This window comes from Hydrogenophaga sp. (assembly GCF_022844385.1).
Taxonomy (GTDB): Bacteria; Pseudomonadota; Gammaproteobacteria; order Burkholderiales; family Burkholderiaceae_C; genus Hydrogenophaga.
Genome location: NZ_JALHLX010000106.1, coordinates 1 through 12,371 on the forward strand (window position 1 = coordinate 1; position 12,371 = coordinate 12,371).

At 68.5% G+C, this 12,371-nt stretch carries 12 protein-coding genes; all 12 read left to right on the top strand.

The window, feature by feature from the left end:
• The first annotated feature begins 30 nt into the window (after window positions 1-30).
• The 12 genes from Q0C59_RS15150 (at window position 31) to Q0C59_RS15205 (ending at window position 12,187) form a co-directional block, all read left to right on the top strand.
• Window positions 31-789, top strand: coding sequence for a LytTR family transcriptional regulator (locus Q0C59_RS15150; RefSeq protein ID WP_291216866.1), 759 nt, complete (start codon window positions 31-33; stop codon window positions 787-789).
• A 222-nt stretch (window positions 790-1,011) separates the two neighbouring features.
• Window positions 1,012-1,875, top strand: coding sequence for a xanthine dehydrogenase family protein subunit M (locus Q0C59_RS15155; RefSeq protein WP_291216868.1), 864 nt, complete (start codon window positions 1,012-1,014; stop codon window positions 1,873-1,875).
• A gap of 17 nt (window positions 1,876-1,892) precedes the next feature.
• Complete coding sequence (locus Q0C59_RS15160) at window positions 1,893-2,378, top strand: (2Fe-2S)-binding protein (protein WP_291216871.1); 486 nt, start codon at window positions 1,893-1,895, stop codon at window positions 2,376-2,378.
• Between the two features lie 15 nt (window positions 2,379-2,393).
• On the top strand, window positions 2,394-4,805 hold the full coding sequence (locus tag Q0C59_RS15165; protein WP_291216874.1) for an aerobic carbon-monoxide dehydrogenase large subunit: 2,412 nt from the start codon (window positions 2,394-2,396) through the stop codon (window positions 4,803-4,805).
• A gap of 161 nt (window positions 4,806-4,966) precedes the next feature.
• Window positions 4,967-5,623 (top strand): SRPBCC family protein, encoded by a 657-nt coding sequence (locus tag Q0C59_RS15170; RefSeq protein WP_291216877.1) that lies wholly within the window; start codon window positions 4,967-4,969, stop codon window positions 5,621-5,623.
• A gap of 2 nt (window positions 5,624-5,625) precedes the next feature.
• Window positions 5,626-6,558, top strand: a complete 933-nt coding sequence (locus tag Q0C59_RS15175; RefSeq protein ID WP_291216878.1) for a MoxR family ATPase — start codon at window positions 5,626-5,628, stop codon at window positions 6,556-6,558.
• A complete protein-coding gene (locus tag Q0C59_RS15180) occupies window positions 6,555-7,745 on the top strand; it encodes a VWA domain-containing protein (protein ID WP_291216881.1) in 1,191 nt (396 codons plus the stop codon). Before Q0C59_RS15175 ends, Q0C59_RS15180 begins: the two co-directional genes overlap by 4 nt.
• A 24-nt stretch (window positions 7,746-7,769) precedes the next feature.
• A complete protein-coding gene (locus tag Q0C59_RS15185; protein ID WP_291216883.1) occupies window positions 7,770-8,741 on the top strand; it encodes an XdhC family protein in 972 nt (323 codons plus the stop codon).
• Between the two features lies 1 nt (window position 8,742).
• On the top strand, window positions 8,743-9,423 hold the full coding sequence (locus Q0C59_RS15190; RefSeq protein WP_291216886.1) for a nucleotidyltransferase family protein: 681 nt from the start codon (window positions 8,743-8,745) through the stop codon (window positions 9,421-9,423).
• A gap of 13 nt (window positions 9,424-9,436) precedes the next feature.
• Complete coding sequence (locus Q0C59_RS15195; RefSeq protein ID WP_291216889.1) at window positions 9,437-10,129, top strand: TIGR02466 family protein; 693 nt, start codon at window positions 9,437-9,439, stop codon at window positions 10,127-10,129.
• Window positions 10,122-11,189 carry a hypothetical protein gene (locus tag Q0C59_RS15200; RefSeq protein WP_291216892.1) on the top strand — a complete coding sequence of 356 codons (1,068 nt, stop codon included), beginning with the start codon at window positions 10,122-10,124 and terminating at the stop codon, window positions 11,187-11,189. Before Q0C59_RS15195 ends, Q0C59_RS15200 begins: the two co-directional genes overlap by 8 nt.
• Window positions 11,186-12,187 carry an XdhC family protein gene (locus Q0C59_RS15205; protein ID WP_291216895.1) on the top strand — a complete coding sequence of 334 codons (1,002 nt, stop codon included), beginning with the start codon at window positions 11,186-11,188 and terminating at the stop codon, window positions 12,185-12,187. The genes Q0C59_RS15200 and Q0C59_RS15205 overlap by 4 nt, the downstream gene beginning before the upstream one ends.
• Window positions 12,188-12,371: the final 184 nt, after the last annotated feature.

Below are 12,371 nucleotides of genomic sequence, written 5' to 3' on the forward strand. Positions count from 1 at the left end.
ACTCTAGTACGAGTGGCCAGGAGACTGCTGATGGAAGCCCAGGTCGCGAACAATTCGCCCCTGTATCTGTTTGAGAGATTTGAAGTCGGCGTGATCCACCTCAACGCCGAACGCAACGTGGTGGCAATGAACGATTTCGCCCGCAAGGTGCTGCCAGTGGGGGAGAAGCAGCCGTTCGACAAGCTGGTGACCTCGTTCCACCCCGAACGATCCAAACCCAAGGTCGACTTCCTGCTCGACCAGGCCTCGGGCTGCCCGGTCGCCAGTTCCACGCCCATGACCATGATCATCAACATCCCCGAACAGGTGTTGCTGATCAAGGTGACGCGGCTGGGCGACCACCTGGGCGCGACCACCGGCTTTGTGCTGGTGTTCTACGACGTGACCCAGGTCGTGAGTCAAGAGGCGCCGGTCACGGCCGAGCTGCCGGCGCCCGTGAACCTACGGCTCAACCGCATCCCCATGGTCGCGAACCACAAGGTGGCGTTTGTGGACACCGCCGACGTGCTCTGCCTCGAATCGCAGGCGCACTACACCCGCGTGCACGCGCGCGACGGTTTTCACTTCTGCAACCTCAGCATCGGCGACCTGCAAGCGCGCCTGGACCCGGCGCAGTTCATGCGCGTGCACCGTTGCTTCATCGTCAACCTGCAGGCAGTGGCCGAGCTGGGACGTGAGGGCAGCAAGACGCAGGTCGTGCTCAAAGGCAAACACCGCGAGCCGATCCCCGTGGCGCGCGGCGAGGTAGCTCGGCTGCGAGAAGCCCTGGGTCTACTGACCAGGTACTGAATCAAGCTGGTTTCAGCACCCTGGGACTTACCCGGATTGCCAGGCCAGACGCGCTTGATCTGAGCGTTTCGTGCAACGCAGCGTGCGGTTCGAGCGGAAAACAAGTCATTTTGTGAACCGATGAGTTAATAACCCGACTTTGTTGTCGGGATACGGTTCTCCCCCAGACTGGGTTGTCGTTGACAAATGTCAATCGCGCCACCCCATCAAGAGGAGACAAGCATGATTCCACCGCGTTTCGAGTACCACGCGCCCAAGTCGGTCGGCGAGGCCGTGGCCCTGCTGGGCCAGCTCGGCTCCGAGGCCAAGTTGCTGGCCGGCGGCCACAGCCTGCTGCCCATGATGAAGCTGCGCTTTGCCGAACCGGCGCACCTGATCGACATCAACCGCATCCCCGAACTGCGCGGCATCCGCGAAGCCGGCGGCACCGTGGTGATCGGCGCCATGACCACGGAGAACGAGCTGATCAATTCCCCAGTGATCCAGGCCAAGCTGCCGCTGCTGGCCGAGGCCGCCAAGCTGATCGCCGACCCGCAGGTGCGCAACCGCGGCACCATCGGCGGCGACATCGCCCACGGCGATCCGGGCAACGACCACCCCGCCCTCTCCATCGCCATCGAAGCGTCCTTCGTGCTCGAAGGCCCGAGCGGCCGCCGCACCGTGCCCGCCGACGGCTTTTTCCTCGGCACCTACATGACGCTGCTGGAAGAGAACGAGGTCATGTGCGAGATCCACGCCCCGGCCTTCGCGCAGGGCACGGGATACGCTTACGAAAAACTCAAGCGCAAGACCGGCGACTGGGCCACGGCCGGCTGTGCGGTGGTCATGCGCAAGAGCGGCAACACCGTGAGCCACGTGCGCATCGCGCTGACCAACGTGGCTCCCACCGCGCTGCGCGCCGAGGCCGCCGAAGCCGTCTTGCTCGGCCAGCCGGTCAACGCCGCCACGCTGCAGGCCGCCGCAGACGAGGCCACCGCCATCTGCGACCCCGCCGAAGACCTGCGCGGCGACATCGAATACAAGACCGCCATGGCCGGCGAAATGGTCAAGCGCGCCCTGGCCAAGGCCTGGGCCCGTTGCGCATAAACACAGGAGACAACCCCATGGCCAAAAAACTCATCACCGTCCACGTCAACGGCAAGGCGCAGGAAAAAGCGGTCGAGCCGCGCACCCTGCTGATCCACTTCCTGCGCGAAGAACTCAACCTCACCGGCGCCCACATCGGCTGCGAAACCAGTCACTGCGGCGCCTGCACGGTCGACATCGACGGCCAGTCCGTCAAGAGCTGCACCCACCTGGCGGTGCAGTGCAACGGCTCCGAAGTGCTGACGGTGGAAGGCCTGGCCAACAAGGGCGTGCTGCACGCCGTGCAGGAAGGCTTTTACAAAGAGCACGGTCTGCAGTGCGGCTTCTGCACTCCCGGCATGCTGATGCGCGCCTACCGCTTCCTGCAGGAAAACCCCAACCCCAACGAAGAAGAGATCCGCCACGGCATGGCCGGCAACCTGTGCCGCTGCACGGGTTACCAGAACATCGTCAAGGCGGTGCAATACGCCGCCAAGAAGCTGCAAGAACCCGTCACGGCCTGATCAGGAGAACCCCACATGAATGCACCGGTACAAACCGCCGAAGCCCGTGAACTCGCCCTGGCTGGCATGGGCGTCTCGCGCCTGCGCAAGGAAGACGCCCGATTCATCCAGGGCAAGGGCAACTACGTCGACGACATCAAGATGGCGGGCATGCTGCACATGGACATCGTGCGCTCACCGATCGCCCACGGACGCATCGTCAGGATCAACAAAGAGAAAGCCCTGGCGATCCCCGGTGTGCACGCCGTGCTCACCGCCGACGACCTGAAGCCACTCAAGCTGCACTGGATGCCCACACTCGCGGGCGACGTGGCCGCCGTGCTGGCCGACGAAAAGGTGCACTTCCAGATGCAGGAAGTGGCCATCGTGATCGCCGACGACCGCTACATCGCCGCCGACGCGGTGGAGGCCGTGGAGGTCGAATACGACGAGCTGCCTGTGGTGCTCGACCCCTACGCCGCGCTGTTGCCCGACGCCCCGGTGCTGCGCGAAGACTTGGCCGGCAAGACCAGCGGCGCGCACGGCCCGCGCGAGCACCACAACCACATCTTCACCTGGGACGCGGGCGACAAGGCCGCGGCCGACGCGGCGTTCGACAACGCGGCGGTCAAGGTGAGCCAGCACATGTACTACCCGCGCGTGCACCCCTGCCCGCTGGAAACCTGCGGCTGCGTGGCCAGCTTCGACCCGATCAAGGGTGAGCTCACCACCTACATCACCTCGCAGGCGCCGCACGTGGTGCGCACGGTGGTGTCCATGCTCTCGGGCATTCCGGAGAGCAAGGTGCGCATCGTCAGCCCCGACATCGGCGGCGGCTTCGGCAACAAGGTCGGCATCTACCCCGGCTATGTGTGCGCGATCGTCTCCAGCATCGTGCTCGGCCGTCCGGTGAAATGGGTCGAGGACCGCATCGAAAACATCTCGTCCACCGCCTTTGCCCGCGACTACCACATGGACGGCGAGATCGCCGCCACCGCCGACGGCAAGATCACCGGCCTGCGCGTGAACGTGGTGGCCGACCACGGCGCGTTCGACGCCTGCGCCGATCCGACCAAGTTCCCGGCCGGCATGTTCCACATCGTCTCCGGCAGCTACGACATCCCGGCCGCGCACTGTTCGGTCAAGGGTGTCTACACCAACAAGGCGCCCGGTGGCGTGGCCTACCGCTGCAGCTTCCGCGTGACGGAAGCGGTCTACCTGGTCGAGCGCATGGTCGATGTGCTGGCGCAGAAGCTGAACATGGACAAGGCCGAGATCCGCGCCAAGAACTTCATCAAGAAAGAGCAGTTCCCCTACACCAGCGCCTTCGGATTTGAGTTCGACAGCGGCGACTACCAGACCGCGCTCGACAAGGTGCTGGCGGCCGTGGACTACAAGGGCCTGCGCGCAGAGCAGGCCGCCAAGCGCGCCGACCCGAACAGCCCCACGCTGATGGGCATCGGCCTCGTCACCTTCACCGAGGTGGTGGGCGCGGGCCCGAGCAAGATGTGCGACATCCTGGGCGTGGGCATGTTCGACTCCTGCGAGATCCGCATCCACCCGACCGGCTCGGCCATCGCCCGCATGGGCACGATCACGCAGGGCCAGGGTCACCAGACCACCTACGCGCAGATCATCGCCACCGAGCTTGGCATTCCCAGCGAGGTGATCCAGGTCGAAGAAGGCGACACCAGTACCGCGCCCTACGGCCTGGGCACCTACGGCTCACGCTCCACGCCGGTGGCCGGCGCCGCCATCGCACTGGCCGCGCGCAAGATCCACGCGAAGGCGCGCAAGATCGCGGCCCACATGCTGGAGGTGAACGAGAACGACCTCGACTGGGAAGTGGACCGCTTCAAGGTCAAGGGCGACGACAGCAAGTTCAAGACCATGGCCGACGTGGCCTGGCAGGCCTACCACCAGCCGCCCGCCGGGCTGGAGCCTGGCCTGGAAGCAGTGCACTACTACGACCCGCCGAACTTCACCTTCCCGTTCGGCATCTACCTCTGCGTGGTCGACATCGACCGAGCCACCGGCGAGACCAAGGTCCGCCGCTTCTACGCGCTCGACGACTGCGGCACCCGCATCAACCCGATGATCATCGAGGGCCAGATCCACGGCGGCCTGACCGAAGGTTTCGCGGTGGCCATGGGCCAGCAGATGCCGTTCGACGCGCAGGGCAACCTGCTCGGCAACACGCTGATGGACTACTTCCTGCCCACCTTCGTGGAAACGCCGCACTGGGAAACCGACCACACGGTGACGCCCTCGCCACACCATCCGCTGGGTGCCAAGGGCGTGGCCGAGTCGCCGCACGTGGGGAGCATTCCGACCTTCACCTCGGCCATCGTGGATGCGTTTTCGCACCAGGGCATGACGCACATGGACATGCCGCACAACGCGTTCCGGGTGTGGAAAGAACTCAAGGCAAGAGGTTTGAATCTGTGAACCACCCCCGCCGCGCTGCGCGCGACCCCCTCAAGGGGGCGGCGCTGGCGGCCGGGCAAAGCCCGATCCACGGCGCCCTGGGCTGGCGCGTGCTCAGGCGCTGCGTCTCGAGCTCCGGTGTGGCGATCCACTGATTCCTGATTCAACATAGGTACTCCGACATGGAAGTCAAACTCGACAAACGCTACCCCCTCGACGTGGACCCGGCCCGCGCCTGGGCCATCCTCGCCGACCTCAAGGCGGTGGCCGGCTGCATGCCCGGTGCAGAGCTCACCGAGCAGCTGTCCGACACCTCGTACAAGGGCGGCGTGAAGGTGAAGGTGGGCCCGGCGGTGGCCCAGTTCGGCGGCACGGTGGACGTGCTGGAACAAAGCGAGGCCGACCGCAAGATGGTGCTGCGCGGCAAGGGCGCCGACAAGGGCGGTTCGTCCGCCTCGATGGACCTGATCGCGGTGATCGAAGCCGACCCGGCCAACCCGGCGCACAGCGTGCTGCACGGCGACGCCTCGGTCATCGTCAACGGCAAGTTCGCTCAGTTCGGCGGCCGCATGATGGTGCAGGTGTCCGAGATGATCCTGGTGCAGTTCGTCGAGAACTTCCGCCAGGCGGCGCTGGCGCTGCCCGCGCCGGCCTCGGTGGAGATCGCCGAGGACGCTGCGGTGGCGTTCGGTGGCGCTCCCGAACAAGCCACGCCCCTCACGGTGGCCGCGGCGCCACCCCGTCCCGCCCCGCCGGTGGCGCAGGAGATCAACGGACTGGCCATCGTTTGGGCGCTCATCAAAAACTGGTGGCAGGGTCTCTTTGGCAAGAAGGCTTGAGCATGCAAACGCCGGCTGCACCGGGTGACCGCCAGCTGCGCGAGCAGCTGCAGCAGGTGGGTTACCTCGCTGACGCCGACCTCGCCACCACGGTGTGGTTAGCGGGCGAGTTGCAGCGGCCCTTGCTGCTGGAAGGCGACGCGGGCGTGGGCAAGACAGCGCTGGCCACGGCACTCGCCGAGGCCCAGGGCGCGGTGCTCGTGCGCCTGCAGTGTTTCGAGGGCCTGGATCTGGCGCAGGCGGCCTACGAGTGGAACTATGGTCGACAGCTGATGGCGATCCGCCTGCACGACGGCCAGCCCGGCACGGTGAAAGAGGCCGACGTGTTCAGCCGCGAGTTCCTGCTGGAGCGCCCGCTGCTCAAGGCCATCAGCCAGGACGGCCCCTGCGTGCTGCTGATCGACGAGATCGACCGCGCCGACGAGGCCTTCGAGGCCTTCCTGCTCGAAGTGCTGGCCGACTACCAGATCACCGTGCCCGAGATCGGCACGCTGCGCGCGCTTCACATCCCGCGCGTCATCCTCACCAGCAACGGCACGCGCGAACTCTCGGACGCGCTGCGTCGCCGCTGCCTGTACCACCACCTCGACTACCCCACGCTGGCGCGCGAGATCGCCATCGTGAAAACCGCCCTGCCCGAGGCCGACACCCGGCTGGTCGAAGACGCGGTGCAGTTCGTGCAGCGGCTGCGCAATGAAGATTTGTCCAAGATCCCCGGTATCGCCGAGACGCTGGACTGGGTCAACGCGCTGCACCGCATGCACCACCACACGCTGCCCGAGGACATGGCGGTGCTGCTGACCACGCTGGGCTGCCTGCTCAAGACGCGGGAAGACCGCTTCGGCCTCGGCGCCGATCGCGCGCGCCAACTGATCGAGGGCCGGCGCACGGTGGGCGTGGCCGAAAAAGCCCCGGCCAACGCGGCCGCCTCATGAACACCACGCCCGCGCTTGCCCCCAGCGAAACCCTCGCCGGTTTCGCGGCACTGCTGCGCGACCACGGGCTGAGCGTGGGCGTGGCCGAGCAGCAGGCCATGCTGCAGGCGGCAATGGTGCTGGGTGGACCGAACGGCCCGCGCCTGAACGCGGCCTGGCGCGCCATCGCCTGCCACAGCGCACGCGAATGGCGGCTCTGGCCCGACCTCTTTGCCCGCTACTGGCACCCCGAGCGCCTGCGAGGCCAGGTGCGCGTGAGTGGGCAGACGCGACCACAGCGCGACCTGCGCCAGGCCGTGCAGCAGATGCACGAGCAGATGGACCACGCCGCGCAGCCACCGCCCACCGCCGCCAAAGCCGCACCCCAGACCGCCGCCGATGCGCCACACGCGGGCGCGGGCGACAGCGAGGCCGGCACGCCGCGTGCCATGGGCGGCGCCAGCCGCAGCGAGCCCCAGCTGGAAGCCCTGCACCAGCGCGACGGCCAGATGTGGCTGCCGCAAGAGCTGGGCGCCCTGCAGCGCCTGGCGCGCCAGATCACTGCGCAGCTGCGACCACTGCCGACACGCCGCTGGCGCAACGCCCACCCCGGCCAGCGGCTGGACCTGCGCCAGACCCTGCGCCGCAGCGTGGCCTGGGGCGGCGAGCCGCTGGCGCCGGCCTGGCAGGTCAAGCGCGTGGAGCCACCGCGCCTGTTCATATTGGCCGACGTGAGCCGCTCGATGGAGAGCCATGCCGCGCTGTTCCTGCGCATCGCACGCGCCTTCGCGCTGGAGGCCCAGGCCCGCGTGTTCGTGTTCCACACCCGGCTGGCCGAGGTCACGCCGCTGATGCAGCGCGACTCGGCCACGGTGCAAGAAAAGATCAACGCCGTGACCGCCGGTTTCGGCGCCGGCACCCGCATCGCCGCCAGCCTGCAGGACTTCGCCCGTGTGCACGCCCGCGCCCAGCTGCGGCGCGGCGCGCGCGTGTGGGTGATGTCCGACGGCTTCGACACCGACGCACCCGAACACCTGGCCGACGCGCTGCGCGCCCTGCGTGGCCACGGCGCGCGCATCACCTGGTTCCACCCCACGCGCCAGGCGCCCGCCGCGGCCGCGGTTCGGAACGCCCGCGAACACATCCACCGCTTCGTGCCGCTGGCCAGCCTCGCCGACCTGGTTGCGGCGCGGCCGGTGCTGCACTAGAAACACACCCACAGGAGACACGCCATGAACCGCAACCAATGGATCGCCGACGCCGCCCGGCTGCAGGCCGAAGACCGCGCGTTTGCACTCGTGACCGTGCTGCGCGCGCAGGCGCCCACCTCAGCCAAGGCGGGCGACAAGGCGCTGGTCACCGCCGACGGCCAGATCCACGGCTGGATCGGCGGCGGCTGCGCGCAACCGGCGGTGGTCAAGACCGTGCGCCAGGCCCTGGCCAGCGGCCAGCCGCAGAGCATCCGCATTGCGCCCACCGACGAGACCGCCGAGCGCACGCTGGGTGACGTGCTGGAGTTCGGTATGGCCTGCCACTCGGGTGGCACGCTGGAGCTGTTCATCGACCCGGTGCTGCCGGCCCCTCAGCTGGTGGTGTTCGGCGACTCGCCGGTGGCGCGCGCGCTGACCGGGCTGGCGCCGCGCATCGGCCTGCAGACGGTGCTGGTGGCCGAGGGCGCGCAGGCTGGCGACTTCCCCGACGCGGCGCGTGTGATCGGCAGCGACAGCGCCGACTCGGTCGTGCAGGCCCTGCTGGACGGCGGCTTGGTGGTGGTGGCCACCCAGGGACGGCGCGACCTGCAGGCCCTCAGGGCCGCGCTGGCGCTGAAGCCGCCGACGCTGTGGTTCGTGGCCAGCGAACGCAAGGCCAACGTGCTGCGCCAGAGCCTGATCAGCGCGGGCGAAGACCCGGCGCAGGTGGCCGCCATCGTGGCCCCCGCGGGCGAGCCCATCGGCGCGCAGACGCCGGAAGAGATCGCGCTGGCGGTGCTGGCGACCGTGGTCGCGGCGCGGCGCGGTCGGCCTGCGCGTGCCGCCGCCACCCCAGAGGCAGCGAAGCCGGCGCCGAAGTTCAAGCTCGATCTGCCACCCATGGAAATGGGCAGCTGCTGCGGCGGCGGTGCGGCCAAGCCTGCGGAAGCAGAATCGGTCAGCGAAGCGGCCCCGCCGGTGGTGGCCACGAAGTCTTGTTGTGGAGGTAGCTGACGTGGGATGCATCCTGAAGGGCGGCGGCGGTCTGTACAGCCGCGTGGTGGTGGGCGCGGTGCTGCTCGCGGCCGGTTCGGCATCGCGCATGGGCAACAAACCCAAGTGCCTGCTGGAGCTGGGCGGCGTTCCGCTGATCCGGCGCCAGCTGATCGCGCTCTCGGGCGCGGGCGTGGACGAGCTGGTGGTGGTGCTGGGGCACCACGCCGAGCGCATCGAACCCGAGGTGCGCGACTTCCCGGTCACGCTGGTGCGCAACCTGGACCCGGACGCGGGCCAGGTATCGTCGCTGCGGCTGGGCCTGCAGGCGCTGACCGGCAAGATCGACAGTGTGCTGGTCGCGCTGGCCGACCAGCCGCTGATCAACTCGCAAGACATCAACGACCTGATCGGTGCGTACAAGAAGCGGCCCGAAGGCACCGAAGTGGTCCAGCCCACGGTGGACGGCCTGCCGGGCAACCCGGTGATGTTGAGCCAGAGCGTGCGAGAGCAGATCCTTGCGGGCCTAGCCAGCGTCGGCTGCAGGCAGTGGCAGTCGGCGAACCCGCAGGCCGTGCACCGCTGGGCCAGCAGCAACCAGCGCTACCGCACCGACGTGGACATCCCGGAGGACATCGAGGCCCTGGCCGCCCGCACCGGTCACCGGCTCCTGTGGCCCAAAGACCTGCTGACCGAAGCCTGAGCCACCTGAGTCCATGACCCCGGATCCGCTGCTCCCGCTCTGGTCCACGCCGCTGGGCGTGCATCGCTTCGCGCAGGCACACGACATCAACCCGCTGCTGGTGCGCGTGTTCCGCGCCCTGCGCGCGAGCGACGAGCGCGCCGATCCGGCGGCGGCCTTCTACGCCAGCCGCGACGACCTGCTGCAGCGCATCCGGCTCCCCGAATGGGAAGCGTTGGTGAAATTCACCGTGGATGGCCTGCGCCAGACCGTCGCGCTCGCCAATCAGGGCGCCTGGCCCGAGGCCGCGCCAGGCCTGCAGATCGCCTTGCGCGGCCTCTGGTTCCAGATCGCCAACCGGGGTAGCCACCACGACGTGCACACGCACGGCAACTGTTCGTGGTCGGGCGTGTACTGTGTGCAGATTGACGAAGTGACACAGCGCCAAGCCCATCCGCTGCTGGGCGCCACCAACGGCGTGACGCGCTTCTACGGCCCACACTTCAACCACCTGGGCGGCGCCCACATGGACTTCGGCAACGCCTACCTGCAGTCAGCCCACATCGACATCGAGCCGGTGCCCGGCCAGCTGGTGGTGTTCCCGTCGTGGCTGCCCCACCAGGCCATGCCGTACGACGGCGAAGCCGACCGTATCATCGTCTCGTTCAATGCCAGCGTGCACGCGGTGGCGGGCTCCGACCAGCTGCACGGCTACAGCCATGTCTAGGATTCACTTGCCCCCCGAGGCCCTCGCGCTGGCCCGCTGGACCGCGCTGCTCATGGGCTGGGTGTGGCTGGGCGCACAGGGTCAGCGACTGGGCTGGTCGGTGGCCAGCGGCGTGCTGCCTGTGGCGCTGTGGTGGGCGCTGCGGCTGCTGTTCGCCCAGGCCGGCCTGCCCGCGCGGCTCGCGCCAACGGTTGCCCCCCTGCTGGGCGCCACCACGGCGCTGGGTGCGCTGCTCGTGGGCCAATGGCAACCCGCCGCCACCGGCCACGTGGCTCTGCTGGTGCTCGCCACCGTGTGGGCCGCGTGGTCGGCCTCGCTGGACGTGCCGGTGGCGCGCGGCGCGTGCCGCCGCAGCTGGTCGGGCGGGCCGCCGCTGCTGGCCGCGGCGCTCACCGCGCTGTGCACCACCGGCGCACTGCCAGCGATGCACAGCCTGTGGGCCGCGTCGGTGGTGCTGCTGCTCGCGGCGGCGCTGGGCCGCCCGCCCACGGTGCCCAACGCGCCAGACGCCGCTCCCTCCGCTGCCAGCGCCCTGCCGGCCACGGCGATGGGCCTGATGATGGGCACGCTGTGGCTGAACAATGCCTGGTGCAGCGCCGCAGGCTGGTCGCCGGCCACCGCGGTCATGGTGCATCTGGGCGCCATGGCGGCGCTGCCAGTTCTCACCCGCCTCGACCTGGTGCCGCGCCACCTGAGCGCACCGTGGGCCGAGCGCCTGCCGCTCGCGCTGCTGGCATTGGGTGCGGGCGTGTTGCTCGCCGGCACGGGTGCCACCCATGGGCTGGTGGGCATGGGCCTGCTGGCGCTGGCCTGGTCGGTGCACGCGGGGCGGCATCGGTCCGAAGCGTTCCCTCCCTCGCCTCTCGCTGTCGCTGGTTGGTCCTTGTGTGGACCGGCGCTGCTGCTCGCCGTGGGCTGGCTCAGCCCCACGACCGGCCCATGGGCCCAGCAACTGGCTTACAGCCTCATCGGCGGCGCTGCCCTTCTCGCGCTGCTCGCGACCGGTTGGCGCCCGACGCCACCCCACCCCCTTCCCCTTGCACGGAGCGATTCCCCATGAACAGCATCGACATCGACGTGATCCGCACCGCCCTCGACTGGCAAGGCCGTGGCCACCGCGTGGTGCTCGGCACCGTGGTGCGCACCTGGGGCTCGGCGCCGCGCCCGCCGGGTTCGCTGATGGTGATCCGCGACGACGGCCAGGTGGCTGGATCGGTCTCGGGCGGCTGCATCGAAGACGACCTGATCGGCCGCGTGGCGCGCGGCGATCTGGCACTGCGCCGGCCCGAAACCACCACCTACGGCGAGACGGCCGAGGAGGCGCGCCGCTTCGGCCTGCCCTGCGGTGGCACGGTGCAGATCGTGCTGGAGCCGCTCTCGCCGCAATCGCAATTGCGCGAACTGCTGAGCAGCATCCAGAACCACAAGCGTGTGCAGCGCAGGCTCGACATGGCCACCGGCCTGGTGCGCCACGAGCCCGCCCTAGAGGGTGACCGCGTCGGCTTCGACGGCGCCACGCTCACCACCGTGCACGGTCCGCGCCTACGCCTGCTCATCATCGGCGGCGGCCAGCTGTCGCGTTACCTGGCAAGCATGGCCGTCATGCTCGACTACCAGGTCACCGTCTGCGAGCCGCGCACGGAATACCACGAAGGCTGGGAGTCCGTGGTTGGCGTGACGCTGTCCACCACGATGCCCGACGACCTGGTGCTGGCCATGCACCTGGACCACAACAGCGCCGTGGTCGCAGTCACCCACGACCCCAAGCTCGATGACCTTGCGCTCATGGAGGCGCTGCGCACCCCCGCGTTTTACGTTGGCGCACTTGGCTCGCTGCAAAACAACGCCAAGCGCCGCGAACGCCTACTGGAGTTCGACGTTAGCCCAGAAGAAGCCGATCGCCTGCACGGTCCTGTGGGGCTGAACCTCGGGGCCCTCACGCCTCCCGAAATCGCCATGAGCATCGTGGCCGAGATGACTGCATTGCGGCGTGGCATGGACTTGAGCGGCCCGCTGAGCAACTGGGTGGGGTCCCAGACGATTTGCAAATCCTGTTAGGTGGAGCTGGCATATGGTGGCCCCTGTTGTTTGAACAGCATTCCCCGTTCTTTGGACTTCCCTGATCAGATAGACAACCTGTCCCTATCCTTTGAGCGTAGGAAGCAGAGATCACGCTCTACGGATTGGTAGCCTGCCCGAAAAAGAACCTGGAGCGCAGACAGTGAGGCGGCGCCGACCGGGT